Origin of the sequence: Xanthomonas sp. 3793 (assembly GCF_024806835.1) — a bacterium.
Lineage (GTDB): Bacteria > Pseudomonadota > Gammaproteobacteria > Xanthomonadales > Xanthomonadaceae > Xanthomonas > Xanthomonas arboricola_F.
Genome location: NZ_JANTYU010000004.1, coordinates 455388 through 474837, shown reverse-complemented (window position 1 = coordinate 474837; position 19450 = coordinate 455388). Strand labels below are relative to the sequence as shown.

Below are 19450 nucleotides of genomic sequence, written 5' to 3'. Positions count from 1 at the left end.
TACACGTCAGTGCTTACGCAGACAGCCGCCACACCGCTAGCTACCGCCATAAGTCATGCCAGCGTCCGGCACAGGCAGCCCGCAGCGCGTGGCCGCACAGTGCAGGCAGCAGATGAAGGAGCACCGCAATGGCGATCAGACACGCAATGACGATGGCGGCAGCGCTGGCGTTGGCGTTGGGCAGCGTTGCTGCAGCGGATGCGACCGCTGCCGACGAGATGCATTGCGATGTCAGCAGCGATTACGACCTCACGCTAAACCCGCGCAGCCTGATCCTGATTCGCGACGCCGGGTCGCCGCAGCGCCTGGTGATGCGCCAGGGCGCGTTGTTCGTCGACGATCGCTGGGTGACGCTGAGCGCAGAAGACCGCACTCGCCTGATCCAGTTCGAGCGGCAGACCCGCGAGGTGGTGCCGCTGGCGCAGGAGGTCGGCCGCGAGGCTGCAGATATCGCGGTCACCGCGCTCGGCGAAGTGGCCGCCGGATTCAGCCGCAGTCCCGAGGCCACCCGTGCGCAACTGGCCAGCGTGCGCGAAAAGATCGATCTGCGCTTGAAGCAGAGCTTCAGCAAAAGCCAGCTCACGCCCGTGAATATCGACGACGACATCGGCGCGCTGGTCGCCGAGGTATTGCCGCAGGTGATCGGCGATGTGATCGCCGGTGCGGTGCAGTCGGGGCTCACCGGCAACGACGTGCAGCTGCGTTCGCTCGATGGGCTTGACGCGCGCATCGAGCGTCTGGTCGAGCCGCAGGCGCGTGCATTGCGCCCGCGCGCGCAGCGCTTGTGCGACCGTGTCCAAGCGCTGGATGGGCTGGACAATGCGCTGGCGTATCGTTTGCCCTCGGGCGAGCCACTGCAACTGTTGCGGGTGGAACGACGCGCCCCGAAATAAGCATGCGCGCGCGTGCGCGGACGCTGCATCCTGCCGGCCGTGCGATTTTTTCCGCGGCAATGGTTGGCGCTGCGGCCCGTGGCCGGCCACAATAGGGGTTTCCCCATCTGTTGCCGGAGTTCCCCGTATGGCCGAAATCAAGGAAGCACTTGTCCCCGATATCGGTGACTACAGCGATGTCCCGGTAATCGAAGTGCTGGTGTCGGTCGGCGATACGGTCAGCAAGGACCAGAGCCTGGTCACGCTGGAATCGGACAAGGCCACGATGGAAGTGCCCTCGTCGGTGTCCGGCGTGGTCAAGGAGATCAAGGTCAAGGTCGGCGACTCGCTGTCGCAGGGCGCGCTGGTGGCGCTGATCGAAGTGGCCGATGCCGGCGCCGACACTGCGTCCAAGCCGGCCGCTGCCGCGCCTGCTGCCCCGGCCAAGGCCGCTCCCGCTGCTGCCCCGGCACCTGCTGCCAAGGCCGAGCCAGTGACGCCTGCCGCGTCTTCGGACGGTGGCCTGGTCGAAGCGCGCGTGCCGGATATCGGCGATTACACCGACATCCCGGTGATCGAAGTGCTGGTCGCGGTCGGCGATACCGTCGCCAAGGACCAGAGCCTGGTCACGCTGGAATCGGACAAGGCCACGATGGAAGTGCCGTCCTCGGCCGCCGGCGTGGTCAAGGAACTCAAGGTCAAGGTGGGCGACACGCTCTCGCAGGGCAACTTGGTGGCGATCATCGCTGCCAGCGATGGGGGCGCCGGCGCGGCGCAGTCCCCGGCCAAGCCCAGCACCGACACCGCCGAAACTGCCGGCAAGGTCGAGCCGGTCGCGGTGTCGGCCGAGCCGGACAAGCTGGCCCAGCGCGAGATCGCGCAGGTGCAGGGCGCGCGCTCCAGCGAGGCCGCGCAGCCTGCGCAGGGCGGCCAGCCGTCGGCCGGGCAGCCATCCAGCCCGCCGGTGAACTTCGACGCCGACAGCGTGCTGCCGTCCAAGGTGGCCTACGCCAGCCCGGTGGTGCGCGTGTTCGCGCGCGAGCTGGGCGTGGACCTGAACCAGCTCAAGGGCAGCGAAAAGGGCGGCCGTATCACCCGTGAAGACGTGCAGCGCTTCGTCAAGGCCGCACTCAGCGGTGGCGCGCCTGCCGCAGCCGGTGCCGCACCGGCCGGTGGCGGCAACGGCCTGAACTTGCTGGCCTGGCCGAAGGTGGACTTCAGCAAGTTCGGCGAGACCGAAACCCAGCCGCTGTCGCGCATCAAGAAGATTTCCGGTGCCAACCTGGCGCGCAACTGGGCGATGATTCCGCACGTCACCCAGTTCGAATCGGCCGACATCACCGATCTGGAAGCCCTGCGCGTGGCGCTGAACAAGGAAAACGAAAAGGCCGGCATCAAGCTGACCATGCTCGCCTTCCTGGTCAAGGCCAGTGCCGCGGCGCTGAAGAAGTTCCCCGAGTTCAACGCCTCGCTCGATGCAGCCGGCGAAAACCTCACGCTGAAGAAGTACATCAACATCGGTTTTGCCGCCGATACGCCGAACGGCCTGGTGGTTCCGGTGATCCGCGACGTGGACAAGAAGGGCGTGCTGCAGATCGCCCAGGAAAGCGGCGAGCTGGCCAAGAAGGCGCGCGACGGCAAGCTCGGCCCGGCCGACATGAGCGGCGGCTGCTTCTCGATCAGCTCGCTCGGCGGCATCGGCGGCACCGCGTTTACGCCGATCATCAATGCACCGGAAGTGGCGATCCTGGGCGTGTCCAAGTCGGCGATGCAGCCGGTCTGGAACGGCAAGGAGTTCGCGCCGAAGTTGATGCTGCCGTTGTCGCTGAGCTACGACCACCGCGTCATCGACGGCGCGCTGGCGGCCCGCTTCACCACCTACCTCAGCCAGGTGCTGGCCGACATGCGTCGCGTCCTGCTGTGAGGACTGCGCTGCTGACGATCGCCTTGCTCGGCGTGTTGCCGTGCAGCGTTGCGGTGGCACGCGAGTGCGACAGCACGCTGGGGCGCGGCTGGCCGCCGGCGGTAGGCAACTACGGCACCGCAGTGAGCACGCTGCTCGACGGCGCCAGCAAGCCGGCCTTGTCGTTGCTGACCCTGCCCGCGCGTGGCGTGGAAAGCGGCGTGTCGCTGGTGCCGGGCGAGGACGGCGCCGACTGGACCTTGCGCCATAGTCGCGCCGACGAGCGCGTCTACAGCTGGGTCAGTCAGGCCGATCGCGGCAGTGTGCAGTTCCGCACCGAGCAGACCCCGGAAACGGTCGAGATCCCGATTCCGGCGGCGCTGGCCAAGCGTCTGGTCAGCAACTGGACCGCGGCCCTGACCCAGCTGGCACCGAGCGGCCGCACCGCGCCGGTGACCGAGGGCGAAGTGCTTTCGTTCCAGGTCGACGGCGTGCGCTACAGCGGTACGCGCCCGAGCTGCGGCGCCGGCGAGCTGCTGCTGCAGCAGGCCGCGTTGCTGATCGAGGCCAGCGACGGCAAGGAAAAGAAGCGCGACAAGCGCTGGACCCAAATCGAATCGTCGCTGGATGAACTCCAGCAGACGCTTGCCGGCACGGCCGGTTGAGCCACAGGAGAAGCAAATGGCGGTCATTGAAATCAAGGTTCCCGACATCGGCGATTACAGCGATGTCCCCGTCATCGAAGTGCTGGTCGCCGTGGGCGACAGCGTGGCCAAGGACCAGGGCCTGGTGACGCTGGAGTCGGACAAGGCCACGCTGGAAGTGCCGTCCTCGGCCGCCGGTGTGGTCAAGGAACTCAAGGTCAAGGTCGGCGACAGCCTGTCCGAAGGCGCAGTGGTGCTGCTGCTGGAAACCACAGGCGAGGCCGCCGCGCCTGCGCCCGCCAAGGCCGACACCAAGGCCTCTGTGCCTGCTGCGGCCCCTGCGGCCGCCGCGCCCGGCAGCAAGCCGCCGGTGACGCCGTCGCATCGCGCCCCGGCCGAGCCGGCGCCGTCCAAGCCGGCCCTGGCCAGCGGCAAGCCGGCCGATATCGAATGCAAGATGGTGGTGCTCGGCGCCGGCCCCGGCGGCTACACCGCCGCGTTCCGTGCCGCCGACCTGGGCCTGGACACGGTGCTGATCGAGCGCTACGCCAGCCTGGGCGGGGTCTGCCTCAACGTCGGCTGCATTCCGTCCAAGGCGCTGCTGCATGCCGCCGCCGTAATCGACGAAGTGGCGCATGCGGGCGATTTCGGCGTGGACTTCGGCCAGCCCCAGATCACCCTGGACAAGCTGCGCGAGTACAAGGAAAAGGTGGTCGGCAAGCTCACCGGCGGCCTGGCCAGCATGGCCAAGCAGCGCAAGGTGCGCACCGTCACCGGCGTGGCGTCGTTCGTGTCACCCAACGAGCTGGAGATCGTCGGCGACGACGGCAAGACCCAGCTGCTGCGCTTCGAGCACTGCATCATCGCCGCCGGTTCGCAGGCGGTGAAGCTGCCCAACTTCCCGTGGGACGACAAGCGCGTGATGGACTCCACCGACGCGCTGGAACTGCACGACATCCCCAAGACCCTGCTGGTGGTCGGCGGCGGCATCATCGGCCTGGAAATGGCCACGGTGTACAGCGCGCTCGGCAGCAAGGTCACCGTGGTCGAGTTCATGGACCAGCTGATGCCGGGCGCCGACAAGGACCTGGTCAAGCCGCTGGCCGACCGCCTGAAGAAGCAGGGCGTCGAGGTCCATCTCAAGACCAAGGCCACCGACGTCACCGCCGACAAGGCCGGCATCAGCGTGTCCTTCGAGGCGGCTGTGGAGGGCGAGAAGCCCGGCCTGCAGGCCACCGCCTACGACCGCGTGCTGGTCGCGGTGGGCCGTTCGCCCAACGGCAAGAAGATCGGCGCAGAGAAGGCGGGCGTCACCGTCACCGAGCGCGGCTTCATTCCGGTGGACCGGCAGATGCGTACCAACGTGCCGCACATCTTCGCCATCGGCGACATCGTCGGTAACCCGATGCTGGCGCACAAGGCCACCCACGAAGGCAAGCTGGCCGCCGAAGTGGCTGCCGGCGAGAAGAAGGAATGGGTGGCGCGGGTGATCCCGTCGGTGGCGTACACCAATCCGGAAATCGCCTGGGTCGGCGTCACCGAGACCGAAGCCAAGGCCAAGGGCCTGAAGGTCGGCGTGGCCAAGTTCCCGTGGGCGGCCAGTGGCCGTGCGATCGGCATCGGCCGCACCGAGGGCTTCACCAAGCTGATCTTCGACGAAGACACCCACCGCGTCATCGGTGGCGCCATCGTCGGCGTGCATGCCGGTGACCTGCTGGCCGAGATCGGCCTGGCGATCGAGATGGGCGCCGAGGCCGAAGACATCGGCCACACCATCCACGCCCATCCGACCCTGAGCGAATCGGTCGGCATGGCGGCCGAGGTCTACGACGGCACCATCACCGACCTGTACATCCCGAAGAAGAAGTAACCGCGCGCGTCCGCAGCGGTCAGCAACGCCCCGCCTTGTGCGGGGCGTTGTCGTCAGGGGCACGGGTAAGCGCGATCGCCGTTGGCACGATCGCTGCTGCGCTGCGCTGCGCCGTATCGTGTGGGACGCGTTAGTGCATGCGATGCGACTGCGCACGCGCAGAGTTTTGCGGCACTTTCGATGTGCGACGCAGCCGCATGTGGCGACCGGACTTGGCCGTTGCGCTCGATCGCCGGGTTCGACAGGGCCGGGCCTGCAAGCCGATTGCGCAGGTCCCCGGGGCATGGCGCGCGGCGATGGCGCATCGCCCGCGCGCCAGACACGGCTGACGAGGCCACGCATTGCATTGCGACGGTGCGACATCCATGCGCAGGCGCTTGCGCAGCCCGCGGTACGCTTGCACCATCGGGGGCGCGGACACCCCGTTCGCAGCTCAGGGACGACCCCGATGTCGAAGATGCGTTTGCCGGTGCTGCTCGCCGCTGCCGGCTGCCTGTGTGCCTCGCTGGGTGCGCACGCACAGACCACCGTGATCACCGCCGCGCGCCTGCTGGACGTGCAGGCCGGCCGCTATGTGGACAAGCCGCAGATCGAAGTGGTTGCCGGCCGTATCACCCGCGTCGGTCGGCAGGGCGATCCGCTGCCGGCCGAGGTGCAGCGCATCGATGTGGGCGAGCGCACGCTGTTGCCGGGGCTGATCGACATGCATGTGCATCTCACCGTGGACCCCACCCTGGGCGGCTACAAGGCCCTGGAGTACACCGACAATTTCTGGACCGTGGTCGGTGTGGCCAATGCCGCAAAAACGCTGCGCGCAGGCTTCACCACGGTGCGCAATGTCGGCTCGCTCAACTACGACGATGTCGCGCTCAAGCAGGCGATCGAGCGCGGCACCGTGCCCGGCCCGCGTATCGTGCCGGCCACCTATGGCATCGGCGCGACCGGCGGCCATTGCGATGCCACCGAATTTCCGCCCTCGGTCAAGGTCAGCGGCCCCGGTGTCGCCGATGGCCCGGACGCGATCCGCGCGGCAGTGCGCACGCTGCGCAAATATGGCGCAGAAGTGATCAAGTTCTGCGGCACCGGCGGCGTGCTGTCCAAGACCGACAGCGTCGGCGGGCAGCAATACAGCCTGGAGGAAATGCGCGCGCTGGTGGACGAGGCGCACCGGCTGGGCCTGAAGGTCGCCGTGCATGCGCATGGCACCGCCGGCATCAACGATGCGATCCGCGCAGGCGCCGACACCATCGAGCACGCCAGCCTGGCCGATGCGGAATCCTTCAAGCTGGCCAAGGCGCATGGCACCTGGTTTTCGATGGACATCTACAACGACGACTACATCCTGGCCGAAGGCGAAAGGAATGGCCTGTTCGCCGAATCGCTGGAAAAGGAGCGCCAGATCGGGCGCAAGCAGCGCGAGACCTTTCGTGCCGCGCACGCGGCCGGGGTCAAGCTGGTGTTCGGCAGCGACGGCGGTGTGTATCCCAACGGCGACAACGCGCGCCAGTTCGCCAAGATGGTGGAGTGGGGCATGACGCCGCTGGAAGCGATCCGTGCCGCCACCGTGGACGCAGCCCTGGCCCTGGGGCGCAGCAACGACGTCGGCGCCATCGCCCCGGGCCGCTACGCCGATCTGATCGCAGTCAGCGGCGATCCGCTGCAGGACGTCACCGTGTTGCGGCAGGTAGAGGGCGTGATCAAGGGCGGCGAACGCGTCGCCGAGTGAGCACGCCGGCGCCTGGCTGCAGCGTGCGGCCGTTTGACGATGCTGGCGGTTGCCGCCGAGCATCTGCCGCAGATTCGCCACAGCGTCGCCCGGCACCAGGGCTTGCCGAGCGCGATCCAGGCCGGACGCGACGGCGTCGCCGCCGGCTGCCGGCTGCCGGTGCAGCATGCCCGCGCCGATCGTGCCTTGCAGGAGCGCGTGCTGGACACCTTGACCAGGAAGGGCGCTCGCAGTGGCGAGGTCGGCGCATCAGCAGGTCCTGCTGACCGACCGCGTGTTCATAGCAGACGACAGACCGCAGCGTTACGGCAGCCAGCTGATCGCCGGGCAGGGCCGTTGGATAACCAGGCCGATCGCCGATGCGGAGCAGGTGGGCGTCTTGCGCGCCTGTATGGACGCGATGCCGCTGGCCGGCCCGTGTGCGTGGCTACGCAGCCGTTCCTGGCGCCGTCGACGCCGCCGGGCAGCTGAAACGCGAACGGCCCGCACAGGCGGGCCGTTCGCTTGCACCGGTGGTGCAGATCAGAACGCGAACGTCACGCCTGCCACCGGGCCCTTGAACTCCTGCTTCAGGCCGATCAGGCCATCGCTGCCGCGCTGGTCGACGTCGAGCTTGAACCAGTCGTAGCCGGCGAAGATGCCGAAGTTCTTGGTGAAGCGGTATTCGGCCATCGCGTTGGCGCGGCTCAGGTCGCCTTCGTAATCGCCGAAATCGCCCCAGCTGGTGTTGAGGTACTGGCCCTGCACGTTGAACAGCCAGTGCTCGCTCGGACGGGCGGTGAAACGGATGCCCACGACCGGCGCAGCGCCGTCTTCGCTTTCATCCACGACATCGCCGCTGAACACGCTGCCCAAATCCGCATAGGCATTGGCCTCGACCTTGGCGTATTCGGCGCCGATCTGCAGGCCCAGGCTGAATTCCGGCGAATCGATCACCGAGTAGTCGTACACCAGGGTCGCGACCTGATACTTCAGCTCGCCCTTGATGAAGCTGCCGGTGGGCACGGTCACGCCGCCGGCGCTCAGATCCTGGCTCAGGGTCTCGCGGCGATCCTTGTCGTACTTGAAGTAATCGAAGATCAGGCGCTGGCGGGTGCTGATGCGGAACACGCCATCCACGCGCGGCTCCCATTCCTTGCCGCCCAGCTTGAAGTCTTCATTGACCGACACGTTGTTGCCCGCCAGCAGCGTGTTGCCGCGGATGGTGTTGTCGTTGTCCACATTCATCGCACCGAGGCGAATCTGGAAGCGGTCATCGGTATCTTCAGCGTGTGCGGGCGCGACGTAGGCGACGGCCAGAACGCACGGGATCGCCAGTGCGAGGAGGTGTTTCATGGGAGCTCCGAATTCTTGGAATGGTCAGGCCGGTGGGCCAGTGGCGCGCACTATCGATAAGACGACGTCTTCCAAAAGTGAAGGACCTGTCGCACACCCGTGAAGACGGAGATAGCAATCGGACAAAACGGTCCGCATGTCCAATAGGCATGGGGGCCGCGCGGCGGACACGGCAAATTCGGCGCTGAAAACGACGCGCAAAAAGTGTGGCGTAGTGCATACCTTCAGGTACGGTCGCCGCTGCCAACTGCGCAACCGGTGCCGCACCAGGCGGCAAGTTGGCGGCCATTGCGGCGCTGCATGGATCGAAACGCGCGTGCGATGCAGCGGATTGGACCGCCGATGGGAAGGTGGCTGCGGCGCGCGACATTGCGTAAAAAGCAGGAGCCCCGGTCTCCCAGGGCTCCCATAGGCGGCCTGCGGCGGTACCTTTCGACGAGGATGTGCAGGCCTCGCAAGTTCCGACCGCCAGTTTGTGGCAAAGTTCCCACCCACCGCCGCGGCGCGCGCTTGGTGCGTTGCAGCAGCGAATGACCTTTGCCGGTTGTCTCGCAATTTGTCCCATTGCTATACTTTCGCGGCTCGACGAGGCGCAACTGCGCTTCCCCCTCATTCACACGTAAGGTAACCGTAGTGCTGAACTCCGTTGACGCGGGTCGGCGGTTGATGCTGCGCGCTGCGGTATATCCGCTTGCCGCTGTAGCTATAACCAGTCTGGGGTTGCTGTTGGTCGGTCCCCGTTACTCTGCCGGTCTGGCGTTGACCGGGTTTGCGACGGTACTGGGCGGTTGGGTTGCGGCACGTACCGCGCTTGGTGGCGGCATCCAGGCAGCAGGCATCGCGATGGTGCGGCTGGTGCTGGCGATGGTGCTGAAGTGGGTGCTGGTATTTGCGGCGTTGTCGCTGGGCTTTGCCCTGTGGCGGCTGCCTCCTCTGGCTCTGTTGGCGGGTATCGCCATCGGGTTGATTTTTCAGGTTCTGGCTCTGGCCAGACGTTGATTCGAACTTAAAGGGCTCCAGACACATGGCGGGCGAGGCAGCAACACCTACCTCCTATATCCAGCATCACCTGCAGAACCTGATCTATCCGGTTCGCGAGGGTGGCGGCACGTTTTGGACCATCCACGTCGACACCCTGGTCATGGCGGTGTTGATGGGCCTGGTCATGGTGCTGGCGTTCTGGACGGCGACCCGCAATGCCACGGCCGGCGTGCCGGGCAAGTGGCAGGCATTCGTGGAAATCTGCCTGGAATTCGTCGATCGGCAGGCCAAGGACACCTACCACGGCAGCAGCAAGCTGGTGACGCCGATCGCGATCACCATCTTCTTCTGGATCCTGTTGATGAACCTCATCAAGATGATCCCGGCCGATTTCATCGCCATTCCGCTGGGCTGGGCCGGCATCCACGCCTGGAAGCCGGTGCCCACCGCCGACGTCAATGCCACCTTGGGCATGTCGATCAGCGTGTTCTTCCTGATGATCGTGTTCTCGCTGCGTTCCAAGGGCGTGGGCGGCATGACCAAGGAATTCCTCACGGCGCCGTTCGGCAAGTGGATGCTGCCGTTCAACCTGATCCTGAACATCGTCGAGTGGCTGAGCAAGCCGATTTCGCTGGCGATGCGACTGTTCGGCAACATGTTCGGCGGCGAGATCGTCTTCCTGCTGATCTGGGTGCTGGGCGGTGCGGGCATCGCCGGCATGGTCGCTGGCGGCGTATTCGGCCTCGGCTGGATGCTGTTCCACCTGTTGGTGATTCCGCTGCAGGCCTTCATCTTCATGATGCTGTCGATCGTGTATCTGAGCCTGGCCGAAGACAGTCACTGAGTTTGCTGCACCCTTCATCTGCTTCATCCCGATTCATCCATCACCCTTAGAAACTTTCGTTCGGAGATCACCATGTACCTCGCCGTCCTGACCAACCTCGCTCAAGTCCAGAGCTCCACCGTCCTCGCCGTCGGCATCATGATCGGCCTGGCCGCGCTGGGTGCCGGCCTCGGTCTGGCCATCATGGCTGGCAAGTTCCTGGAATCGGCCGCGCGCCAGCCGGAACTGATCCCGGTGCTGCAGGTCCGCATGTTCATCACCGCCGGCCTGATCGACGCCGCGTTCATCATCAGCGTCGCCGTCGGCCTGCTGTTCGCCTTCGCCAACCCGTTGGTCGGTGAGTTCGTCAAGCGCCTGCCTCAGGTTGCCGGTTGATCCAGCGGTAGCAGGACGTGGAGGCAGCCAGTGCGGCTGCCCCCGCGGATGAAGGTCGGAAAGCGTCGCCCTGCGGCGGCGCTTTCACCCCTAAACAGCGATTGAGCGACCCATGGATATCACCCTTACCATCTTTGCCCAGGCGCTGGCCTTCGCCGGTCTGATCTGGATCGTCGCGACCAAAATCTGGCCGCCGCTGCTGCAGGCGATCGAAGAGCGTCAGCAAAAGATCGCTGAAGGTCTGGCCGCGGCCGATCGCAGTCAGAAGGATCTGGCGCAGGCGCAGGAAAAGGTCAACGAAGCACTGAAGGACGCACGCACCAAGGCCAACGAGATCATCGATCAGGCCCATGCGCGCGCCAACCAGATCATCGAAGCGGCCAAGCTCGAGGCGATTGCCGAAGCCAACCGTCAGAAGGATCTGGCCCAGACCGAAATCGACGCATCTGCCACCCGTGCCCGTGAGGAGCTGCGCAAGCAGGTCTCTGTGCTGGCGGTCAGTGGCGCCGAGAAGCTGCTCAAGCGCGAAATCGACGCCAACGCCCACAAGGCGCTGCTCGACGAGCTGGCGGCGGAGATTTAATCGATGAGTCAGGCCCTCACACTTGCCCGTCCGTACGGCCGCGCCGCGTTTGCGATCGCGCGTGAGGGCGGCAACTTCGCGCCCTGGTCCGATGCGCTGGCGTTTTCGGCGCAGGTGGCCGGCGACCCGCGCGTGGCCGCGCTGCTGCTCAACCCGGCCCTGCGTCAGGATCAGGCAGTGACGTTGCTGGCACCGCCGCAGGCGAGCGAAGACTATCTGCGTTTCCTCGGCCTGCTGGCCGACGCGCAGCGGCTGTCGCTGCTGCCGGAAGTGGCAGGACTGTACGAACAACTGCGTGCTGAAGCCGAACACGTCGTCAAGGCGACGGTGACCTCGGCGGCTGCAATGAGCCAGGCGGAACTGGACACGATCGCTGCTGCGCTGAAGAAGCGTTTCGGCCGCGAGGTGGACATCACCACCGCGGTGGACGCCTCGTTGATCGGCGGCGCGGTGATCGACACCGGCGACGTGGTCATCGACGGCTCGCTGAAGGGCAAGCTTGCGCGTCTGCAAAGCTCGCTCGCCCACTGAATTCACATAAACGCATGGCCCTCGCGGCCGGCACCTAGGACTGAACGATGGCAACCACGCTCAACCCCTCCGAAATCAGCGACCTGATCAAGACCCGCATCGAGGCGGTCAAGCTGTCCGCAGAGTCGCGCAACGAAGGCTCCGTGACCAGCGTGTCCGACGGCATCGTGCGCATCTTCGGCCTGGCCGACGTGATGCAGGGCGAAATGATCGAACTGCCGAACAACACCTTCGCGCTCGCACTGAACCTGGAGCGCGATTCGGTCGGCGCCGTGGTGCTGGGCGATTACGAGAACCTGCGCGAAGGCGACGTGGCCAAGACCACCGGCCGCATCCTGGAAGTGCCGGTCGGTCCGGAGCTGCTCGGTCGCGTGGTCAACGCGCTGGGCGAGCCGATCGACGGCAAGGGCCCGCTGGGCGCCACCCAGACCGCACCGGTGGAGCGCGTCGCGCCCGGCGTGATCTGGCGCAAGTCGGTCGACCAGCCGGTGCAGACCGGCTACAAGTCGGTCGACGCGATGATTCCGATCGGCCGCGGCCAGCGCGAGCTGGTCATCGGCGACCGTCAGACCGGCAAGACCGCGCTGGCGATCGATGCGGTGATCAACCAGAAGGGCACCGGCATCAAGTGCGTGTACGTGGCGATCGGCCAGAAGGCCTCGACCGTTGCCAACATCGTGCGCAAGCTCGAAGAGAACGGCGCGCTGGCGCACACCGTGGTGGTGGCGGCGACCGCGTCCGAATCGGCCGCGATGCAGTACATCAGCCCGTATGCCGGCTGCACCATGGGCGAGTACTTCATGGACCGCGGCGAAGACGCGCTGATCGTGTACGACGACCTGTCCAAGCAGGCCGTGGCCTACCGCCAGATCTCGCTGCTGCTCAAGCGTCCGCCGGGCCGCGAAGCCTATCCGGGCGACGTGTTCTACCTGCACTCCCGCCTGCTCGAGCGCGCCGCGCGCGTGTCCGAGGAATACGTGGAGAAGTTCACCAACGGTGCGGTGACCGGCAAGACCGGTTCGCTGACCGCGCTGCCGATCATCGAAACGCAGGCCGGCGACGTGTCCGCGTTCGTGCCGACCAACGTGATCTCGATCACCGATGGCCAGATCTTCCTGGAAACCGACCTGTTCAACGCCGGCATCCGCCCGGCCGTGAACGCCGGTATCTCGGTGTCGCGCGTCGGTGGTGCGGCCCAGACCAAGATCATCAAGAAGCTGTCCGGCGGCATCCGTATCTCGCTGGCGCAGTACCGCGAGCTGGCGGCGTTCGCGCAGTTCGCCTCGGACCTGGACGAAGCCACCCGCAAGCAGCTCGAGCGCGGTCAGCGCGTCACCGAGCTGATGAAGCAGAAGCAGTACGCGCCGATGTCCATCGCCAATCAGGCGCTGTCGATCTATGCCGTCAACGAGGGCTACCTCGACGAAGTGCCGGTCAACAAGCTGCTGGCGTTCGAGGAAGGCCTGCACGCGCACTTCGCCAACACCCAGGGTGAGCTGATCTCCAAGATCAACAGCACCGGCGGCTGGGACAACGACATCGAAGCTGCCTTCAAGAAGGGCATCGAAGAGTTCAAGACCACGGGCAGCTGGTAAGGGCGCCGGGATTCGGGATTGGGCATTCGGGATTTGTAGGAGCGGTGGTTCGGGGTCTCGGCTGATGCCGAACCCTGGCTTCTAAGTCCCAGAAGTTAGGCATCCGGGGTTCTCGGAAGCGGTGAGGTAGGGGGCTTTAGCCAATCCCGAATCCCGATTCCCAAATCCCACTAAGCGAGCGAAGCGAGCGAGTATGGCAGGCGGACGCGAAATCAAAACCAAGATCAAGAGCGTGCAGAACACCCGCAAGGTGACGCGCGCGCTCGAAATGGTCTCGGCCTCCAAGATCCGCAAGGCGCAGGACCGCATGAAGACCTCGCGTCCGTACGCGCAGGCGATGAAGCAGGTGATCGGGCATCTGGCGCAGGCCAGTACCGACTACCAGCATCCGTTCCTGGTCGAGCGTGAGCAGGTCAAGCGGGTCGGTTACATCGTGATCTCCTCCGACCGTGGCCTGGCCGGCGGTCTGAACAACAACCTGTTCCGCAAGATGCTGGGCGAAGTGCGTCCATGGCAGGACAAGGGCGCCGAGATCGACGTGGTGACCATTGGTCAGAAGGCGTCCGCCTTCTTCCGCCGCATCAAGGTCAACATGGTCGGCAGCGTCACCCACCTGGGCGACAGCCCGCAGGTGGAGCAGCTGATCGGCGTGATCAAGGTGATGATCGATGCCTACATCGAGGGCAAGGTGGACCGCGTCTATCTGGTCTACAACCGCTTTGTGAACACCATGACGCAGAAGGCCAGCTTCGATCAGCTGCTGCCGCTGCCGGCCGCCGAGCACAAGGTGGCGCATCACGATTGGGACTACCTGTACGAACCCGATGCCGCGACCGTGCTGGAGCACGTGATGACGCGTTACATCGAGTCGCTGGTGTACCAGGCCGTGCTGGAAAACGTGGCCTCCGAGCATGCCGCGCGCATGGTGGCGATGAAGGCCGCCAGCGATAACGCCAACAAGATGATCGGCACCTTGCAACTGGTCTACAACAAGGCGCGCCAGGCGGCGATCACCCAGGAAATTTCGGAAATCGTCAGCGGCGCGGCCGCCGTATAGCCGGGAATAGGGAATGGAGAATCGGGAATGGTCGAGGCAGCGGCACTTGATCTTCCCAATCCCGAATCCCGTTTCCCTAATCCCGACACAAGAATCGAACAGACATTAGTGGAGTTATCCAAATGAGTCAGGGCAAGATCGTTCAGATCATCGGCGCGGTCGTCGACGTCGAATTCCAGCGCAATGAAGTGCCGAAGGTCTATCACGCGTTGAAGGTCGAAGGCACCGAAATCACCCTGGAAGTGCAGCAGCAGCTCGGCGATGGCGTGGTGCGTACGATTGCGCTCGGCTCCACCGACGGCCTGAAGCGCAACCTGCTGGCCACCAACACCGAGCGTGCGATTTCGGTGCCGGTCGGTGCCGGGACGCTGGGCCGCATCATGGACGTGCTGGGTCGCCCCATCGACGAAGCCGGCGACGTGCAGGCGTCGGACCATTGGGAAATCCATCGCGCTGCGCCGTCGTACGAAGACCAGTCCTCCAGCACCGAGCTGCTGGAAACCGGCATCAAGGTCATCGACCTGATGTGCCCGTTCGCCAAGGGCGGCAAGGTCGGCCTGTTCGGCGGCGCCGGCGTCGGCAAGACCGTCAACATGATGGAGCTGATCAACAACATCGCCAAGGCGCACTCGGGTCTGTCCGTGTTCGCCGGCGTGGGCGAGCGTACCCGCGAGGGCAACGACTTCTACCACGAGATGAAGGACTCCAACGTTCTGGACAAGGTCGCGATGGTGTACGGCCAGATGAACGAGCCGCCGGGCAACCGTCTGCGCGTTGCGCTGACCGGCCTGACCATGGCCGAGTACTTCCGCGACGAGAAGGACGAAAACGGCAAGGGCAAGGACGTGCTGCTGTTCGTGGACAACATCTACCGCTACACGCTGGCCGGTACCGAAGTGTCCGCGCTGCTCGGCCGCATGCCGTCGGCAGTGGGTTACCAGCCGACTTTGGCTGAAGAAATGGGCGTGCTGCAGGAGCGCATCACCTCGACCAAGAGCGGTTCGATCACCTCGATCCAGGCCGTGTACGTGCCCGCGGACGACCTGACCGACCCGTCGCCGGCGACCACCTTCGCCCACTTGGACTCGACGGTGACGCTGAGCCGTAACATCGCCTCGCTGGGTATCTACCCGGCCGTGGATCCGCTGGATTCCACCAGCCGCCAGATGGACCCGCTGGTGATCGGCCACGAGCACTACGACACCGCCCAGCGCGTCCAGCAGACCTTGCAGAAGTACAAGGAACTGAAGGACATCATCGCGATCCTGGGCATGGACGAGCTGAGTGAAGAAGACAAGCAATCGGTGTCGCGCGCACGCAAGATCGAGCGCTTCTTCAGCCAGCCGTTCCACGTGGCCGAAGTGTTCACCGGCTCGCCGGGCAAGTACGTGTCGCTGAAGGACACCATCCGCGGCTTCAAGGCGATCTGCGACGGCGAATACGACCACCTGCCGGAGCAGGCGTTCTACATGGTCGGCAGCATCGAAGAAGCCGTCGAGAAAGCCAACAAGATGAGCGCCAAGGCGTAACAGCCGGGATTTGGCATTCGGGATTCGGGATTTGGTACGGCGGTGATCGGGGTGCGGAAACGAGGTGAGTGGCCACAGTGAAAGCTGCGGTTGCCAATCCCGAATCCCCAATCCCCAATCCCCGCCTCACAACGCGAGGCACCATGAGCACTATCCGTTGCGACATCGTCAGCGCCGAGAAGGAAATCTTCCACGGTGAGGCGACGCTGGTCGTGGCCACCGGCGAGCTGGGTGAGCTGGGCATCGCGCCCAAGCACGCGCCGCTGATCACGCGCCTGAAGCCGGGCAAGGTGGTGGTCACCACCGCCAGTGGCGAACAGCTGGACTTCGCCATTTCCGGCGGCATCCTGGAAGTGCAGCCGCAGGTGGTGACCGTGCTGGTCGACACCGCGGTGCGTGCACAGGACATCGACGAAGCCGCCGTGCGCAAGGTCAAGGAAGAAGCCGAGCGTCTGCTGGCCAACCGTGGCGACACGGTGGATGTGGCCCAGGCGCAGCGTCAGCTGGCCGAGGCGACGGTGCAGCTGCAGGCACTGGAGCGTCTGCGTCGCAACCTCAAGCACTGATCGATCGCCTGGCCCACGGTCTGTGGGCCAGCGATACGCCTCAGCTGCAATGCCGCCTGCAGATGTGGACCGGAACGCCGACCTTCGTGTCGGCGTTTTCGTTTTTGGAGATGCGCGTGCGCGGCGGAAAGCCGCGTGCGGCGGCCAGCGCGCACACTGCGTGGCTGGTTGCCATGCAGCGTTTCACTGCGCCATGGCATGGTTACATCCGACGTTGAGGACACTCCCATGGCCCGCTCGATCGATGGCTTCCGCGGTTATGCACTGACGTGCACGCTTGCTGTCGCACTGCTGGGCTGCGCGTTGCCGGCACGCAGCCAGCCGCCGCTGGATCCGCTGCTGGATCGCATCGTGCAGCGCAATGCGATCGGCGATGCGGTGGCGCTGAGCAAGTGGGATAGCGGCAAGCCGGTGCTGGACCAGGCGCGCGAAGCGGCGGTGCTGCAGAGCGTGCGCGACCAGGCACCGGCGCATGGACTGGACGCCGAGGATGCGGCCCGTTTTTTTGCCGCGCAGATCGAGGCCAACAAATCGGTGCAGTACGCGCTGCTGAACCACTGGCACGAACGTGGACGCGCGCCGGATACCGCTCGCCCGGATCTGGCCGCACTGCGCGCACGTCTGGATCAGCTGCAGGGCGAGTTGCTCGATGCGCTGGCTGATGCTGCTGCGGCGCGTTCGGCGGCGCAATGCACGACCAACACGGCACGGGCTGCGGCGCACTACGCGGCGCAATGGCAGCTGGATGCCTTGCACCGCGCGGCACTGGTGCGTGGCCTGGGCGACTTCTGTCAGCAGGCACCCGGCAGGACCTAGTCCGGCGTTGCCGGGATAGGGCCGGTGGCGCGACGCGACTGCAGTGATGAGCGGGCGGCGCGGGCCAGCGGAGCGCCGTGCAGCGCTTGCAAGGCCGCCGGTGTGCCGGACCAGTGCCGGTGCGCGGTTGCCGTCGCAGGCAAGGGCGGTGCGTCGGTAGATGCCGCGCTTGCGCCTGGATCACGCCGGACTGGTGGTTGCGCTAGCGGCGTGGTGAGCGCTTGCAGTGCGCGCGCTGCTGGCGATGAGACGGGCAGCGGCCAGCTGTCTTGGTTGAAACGCTGCGTGCTAGCGCGCTCCAGCCTCGCTAACCGCGTCGCGGTCAGCGATACACCACATGCCGGCCAAGAAAGAACGACACGATCGCCAGCCCGCCTTCGACCAGCGGCTTGGCCAGCCAGGCCTGGCGCAGGCCGACCAGATCCACCGTCGCCGACAGCAGCCAGGTGCTGATCAGCGTCAACGCCAGCCACATCACCGCAAAGCGGCGGAAGCGCTGCCAGCCCAGCCGCGCGCCGCCCTGCTGGGCGAAGGTGTAACGGCCATTGAGCCAGAAACCCAGCACCGCGCCGCTGATGCGCCCGAGCAGATTGGCCGGCACCGTCGGCATGCCGGCGGCGGTGGCGGCGATGAAGATGCCGCAGTCCACAGCCAATTGCAGGCCGCCAATCAGGGTGAACTGGCTGCCTTGGCGGAACAGGCTCATGCGTACCGGGGACGAAGAAAGGGCGCCCATCCTAGCGGCCGCAGTGCTTAAAAAGTTGTCATCGCGTGTTGAGGGTATCGAGCGAGTACGCGGTTTTGCATGGCTGCGACTAGAATTTGGCGTATCTCCCGCCTTTGGAATTCTTGATGACCCTGCCCCTGCACGTCTTGATCCTGGCTGCGGGCGAGGGCAAGCGCATGCGCTCGTCCCTGCCCAAGGTGCTGCAGCCGTTGGCGGGCCAGCCGATGTTGGCGCATGTCATCGCCACCGCGCGGCAGCTGCAGCCGGCCGCGGTCCATATCGTCTACGGGCACGGCGGCGACCAGGTGCGCGCGGCATTTGCCGGACAGGCCGATCTGCAGTGGGCCGAGCAACGGCAGCAACTGGGCACCGGCCACGCCGTGCAGCAGGCGATGGATGCGATTCCGGATGCGGCCACCGTGCTGGTGCTGTACGGCGATGTGCCGCTGATCCGCAGCGAGACCCTGTTGCAGTTGCTGCATGCGCCCGGCCGGATGGCGGTGCTGGTCGCCGAACTCGCCAACCCCACCGGCTACGGACGCATCCTGCGCGATGCCGAAGGCAAGGTGGCGGCGATCATCGAGCAGAAGGACGCCAACGACGAGCAGCGGCGCATCCGCACCATCAACACCGGCATCCTCACCGCCGAATCCACCGCACTGCGGCGTTGGCTGGGCGGGTTGTCCAACAACAATGCACAGGGCGAGTTCTATCTCACCGACGTGTTTGCCAGCGCCGCCGCCGACTTCACGCCGGCCGACATGGTGCATGTGGCCGATCCGCAGGATGTGGAAGGTGCCAACGACCCCTGGCAGCTGGCCCAGCTGGAACGCGCCTGGCAGGCGCGCGCAGCGCGTGCGCTGTGCCTGCAGGGCGTGCGCATGGCCGACCCGGCGCGCGTGGAGCAGCGCGGCACGGTGCAGGTGGGACGCGATGTGCAGCTGGATATCGATGTGATTCTGGAAGGCGATGTCACGCTTGGCGACGGCGTGGTGATCGGCCCGTTCGTACGGCTGCGCGATGTGACCCTGGGTGCCGGCACGCAGGTGCGCGCGCACTGCGATCTGGAAGGCGTGGTGACCGAAGGTGCGGTGCAGATCGGCCCGTTCGCGCGTCTGCGCCCTGGCACCGTGCTCGCCGATGGCGTGCATATCGGCAATTTCGTCGAGACCAAGAAGGTCACAATGGGTGTGGGCAGCAAGGCCAATCACCTCACCTACCTGGGCGATGCGGTGATCGGCAGCAAGGTGAACATCGGCGCCGGCACCATCACCTGCAACTACGATGGCGTGAACAAGTCGCAGACCACCATTGGCGACGGCGCGTTCGTCGGCTCCAACAGCGCACTGGTGGCGCCGATCGCCGTCGGTGCCAATGCCACCATCGGTGCGGGCTCGGTAATTACGCGCGATGCGCCGGCCGGCCAGCTCAGCGTGGCGCGCCCGCGGCAGACAGTGATCGAAGGGTGGGAGCGGCCGACCAAGAAGTAGCATGGA

At 65.7% G+C, this 19450-nt stretch carries 18 protein-coding genes; 16 read left to right on the top strand and 2 right to left on the bottom strand.

Features of this window, described 5'->3' with window-relative positions:
* Positions 1–128 precede the first annotated feature (128 nt).
* From FHY18_RS15520 to FHY18_RS15500, 5 genes are all read left to right on the top strand, one after another.
* The gene (locus FHY18_RS15520) at positions 129–893 is read left to right on the top strand and encodes a YggN family protein (protein WP_259156665.1); all 765 of its coding nucleotides are present in this window, start codon (positions 129–131) and stop codon (positions 891–893) included.
* 127 nt (positions 894–1020) lie between these two features.
* Positions 1021–2796, top strand: coding sequence for a dihydrolipoyllysine-residue acetyltransferase (locus FHY18_RS15515; RefSeq protein ID WP_259156663.1), 1776 nt, complete (start codon positions 1021–1023; stop codon positions 2794–2796).
* The gene (locus tag FHY18_RS15510; protein WP_259156662.1) at positions 2793–3440 is read left to right on the top strand and encodes a hypothetical protein; all 648 of its coding nucleotides are present in this window, start codon (positions 2793–2795) and stop codon (positions 3438–3440) included. Before FHY18_RS15515 ends, FHY18_RS15510 begins: the two co-directional genes overlap by 4 nt.
* Positions 3441–3456: 16 nt before the next feature.
* The gene (gene lpdA, locus FHY18_RS15505; RefSeq protein ID WP_259156661.1) at positions 3457–5289 is read left to right on the top strand and encodes a dihydrolipoyl dehydrogenase; all 1833 of its coding nucleotides are present in this window, start codon (positions 3457–3459) and stop codon (positions 5287–5289) included.
* A 448-nt stretch (positions 5290–5737) separates the two neighbouring features.
* Positions 5738–7015 carry an amidohydrolase family protein gene (locus FHY18_RS15500; protein ID WP_259156658.1) on the top strand — a complete coding sequence of 426 codons (1278 nt, stop codon included), beginning with the start codon at positions 5738–5740 and terminating at the stop codon, positions 7013–7015.
* 522 nt (positions 7016–7537) lie between these two features.
* Here the strand turns inward: FHY18_RS15500 and FHY18_RS15495 are convergent.
* Entirely contained in the window at positions 7538–8350 is an 813-nt protein-coding gene (locus FHY18_RS15495; protein ID WP_259156657.1) for a hypothetical protein, read from the bottom strand.
* 633 nt (positions 8351–8983) lie between these two features.
* Between FHY18_RS15495 and FHY18_RS15490 the strand changes: the two genes are divergently transcribed.
* From FHY18_RS15490 to FHY18_RS15445, 10 genes are all read left to right on the top strand, one after another.
* Positions 8984–9349 (top strand): hypothetical protein, encoded by a 366-nt coding sequence (locus tag FHY18_RS15490; protein ID WP_074059361.1) that lies wholly within the window; start codon positions 8984–8986, stop codon positions 9347–9349.
* A 25-nt stretch (positions 9350–9374) separates the two neighbouring features.
* Positions 9375–10175 (top strand): F0F1 ATP synthase subunit A, encoded by an 801-nt coding sequence (gene atpB / locus FHY18_RS15485; protein ID WP_259156656.1) that lies wholly within the window; start codon positions 9375–9377, stop codon positions 10173–10175.
* Between the two features lie 72 nt (positions 10176–10247).
* On the top strand, positions 10248–10550 hold the full coding sequence (atpE, locus tag FHY18_RS15480; RefSeq protein WP_115513946.1) for a F0F1 ATP synthase subunit C: 303 nt from the start codon (positions 10248–10250) through the stop codon (positions 10548–10550).
* A 112-nt stretch (positions 10551–10662) separates the two neighbouring features.
* Positions 10663–11133, top strand: coding sequence for a F0F1 ATP synthase subunit B (locus FHY18_RS15475; RefSeq protein ID WP_003483999.1), 471 nt, complete (start codon positions 10663–10665; stop codon positions 11131–11133).
* 3 nt (positions 11134–11136) lie between these two features.
* Entirely contained in the window at positions 11137–11664 is a 528-nt protein-coding gene (locus FHY18_RS15470; RefSeq protein ID WP_115050627.1) for a F0F1 ATP synthase subunit delta, read from the top strand.
* 47 nt (positions 11665–11711) lie between these two features.
* Entirely contained in the window at positions 11712–13259 is a 1548-nt protein-coding gene (gene atpA / locus FHY18_RS15465) for a F0F1 ATP synthase subunit alpha (protein WP_115050625.1), read from the top strand.
* A gap of 193 nt (positions 13260–13452) precedes the next feature.
* A complete protein-coding gene (gene atpG / locus FHY18_RS15460; protein WP_259156642.1) occupies positions 13453–14316 on the top strand; it encodes a F0F1 ATP synthase subunit gamma in 864 nt (287 codons plus the stop codon).
* A 122-nt stretch (positions 14317–14438) separates the two neighbouring features.
* Positions 14439–15845 (top strand): F0F1 ATP synthase subunit beta, encoded by a 1407-nt coding sequence (atpD, locus tag FHY18_RS15455; RefSeq protein WP_046963369.1) that lies wholly within the window; start codon positions 14439–14441, stop codon positions 15843–15845.
* Between the two features lie 143 nt (positions 15846–15988).
* A complete protein-coding gene (locus FHY18_RS15450) occupies positions 15989–16411 on the top strand; it encodes a F0F1 ATP synthase subunit epsilon (RefSeq protein ID WP_005992065.1) in 423 nt (140 codons plus the stop codon).
* Between the two features lie 228 nt (positions 16412–16639).
* Entirely contained in the window at positions 16640–17227 is a 588-nt protein-coding gene (locus tag FHY18_RS15445; RefSeq protein ID WP_259156635.1) for a chorismate mutase, read from the top strand.
* 322 nt (positions 17228–17549) lie between these two features.
* Here FHY18_RS15445 and FHY18_RS15440 read toward each other — a convergent pair whose 3' ends face one another.
* On the bottom strand, positions 17550–17933 hold the full coding sequence (locus tag FHY18_RS15440) for a GtrA family protein (protein ID WP_046963367.1): 384 nt from the start codon (positions 17931–17933) through the stop codon (positions 17550–17552).
* Positions 17934–18079: 146 nt separating this feature from the next.
* Here FHY18_RS15440 and glmU point away from each other — a divergent pair, with 146 nt between their 5' ends.
* Positions 18080–19444, top strand: a complete 1365-nt coding sequence (gene glmU, locus FHY18_RS15435) for a bifunctional UDP-N-acetylglucosamine diphosphorylase/glucosamine-1-phosphate N-acetyltransferase GlmU (protein WP_259156633.1) — start codon at positions 18080–18082, stop codon at positions 19442–19444.
* Positions 19445–19450: the final 6 nt, after the last annotated feature.

Coding starts and splice junctions, on each gene's coding strand:
- FHY18_RS15520 (WP_259156665.1), top strand. CDS start 129: ATGGCGATCAGACACGCAATGACGATGGCGGCAGCGCTGGCGTTGGCG.
- FHY18_RS15515 (WP_259156663.1), top strand. CDS start 1,021: ATGGCCGAAATCAAGGAAGCACTTGTCCCCGATATCGGTGACTACAGC.
- lpdA (WP_259156661.1), top strand. CDS start 3,457: ATGGCGGTCATTGAAATCAAGGTTCCCGACATCGGCGATTACAGCGAT.
- FHY18_RS15500 (WP_259156658.1), top strand. CDS start 5,738: ATGTCGAAGATGCGTTTGCCGGTGCTGCTCGCCGCTGCCGGCTGCCTG.
- FHY18_RS15495 (WP_259156657.1), bottom strand. CDS start 8,350: ATGAAACACCTCCTCGCACTGGCGATCCCGTGCGTTCTGGCCGTCGCC.
- atpB (WP_259156656.1), top strand. CDS start 9,375: ATGGCGGGCGAGGCAGCAACACCTACCTCCTATATCCAGCATCACCTG.
- atpE (WP_115513946.1), top strand. CDS start 10,248: ATGTACCTCGCCGTCCTGACCAACCTCGCTCAAGTCCAGAGCTCCACC.
- FHY18_RS15475 (WP_003483999.1), top strand. CDS start 10,663: ATGGATATCACCCTTACCATCTTTGCCCAGGCGCTGGCCTTCGCCGGT.
- FHY18_RS15470 (WP_115050627.1), top strand. CDS start 11,137: ATGAGTCAGGCCCTCACACTTGCCCGTCCGTACGGCCGCGCCGCGTTT.
- atpA (WP_115050625.1), top strand. CDS start 11,712: ATGGCAACCACGCTCAACCCCTCCGAAATCAGCGACCTGATCAAGACC.
- atpG (WP_259156642.1), top strand. CDS start 13,453: ATGGCAGGCGGACGCGAAATCAAAACCAAGATCAAGAGCGTGCAGAAC.
- atpD (WP_046963369.1), top strand. CDS start 14,439: ATGAGTCAGGGCAAGATCGTTCAGATCATCGGCGCGGTCGTCGACGTC.
- FHY18_RS15450 (WP_005992065.1), top strand. CDS start 15,989: ATGAGCACTATCCGTTGCGACATCGTCAGCGCCGAGAAGGAAATCTTC.
- FHY18_RS15445 (WP_259156635.1), top strand. CDS start 16,640: ATGGCCCGCTCGATCGATGGCTTCCGCGGTTATGCACTGACGTGCACG.
- FHY18_RS15440 (WP_046963367.1), bottom strand. CDS start 17,933: ATGAGCCTGTTCCGCCAAGGCAGCCAGTTCACCCTGATTGGCGGCCTG.
- glmU (WP_259156633.1), top strand. CDS start 18,080: ATGACCCTGCCCCTGCACGTCTTGATCCTGGCTGCGGGCGAGGGCAAG.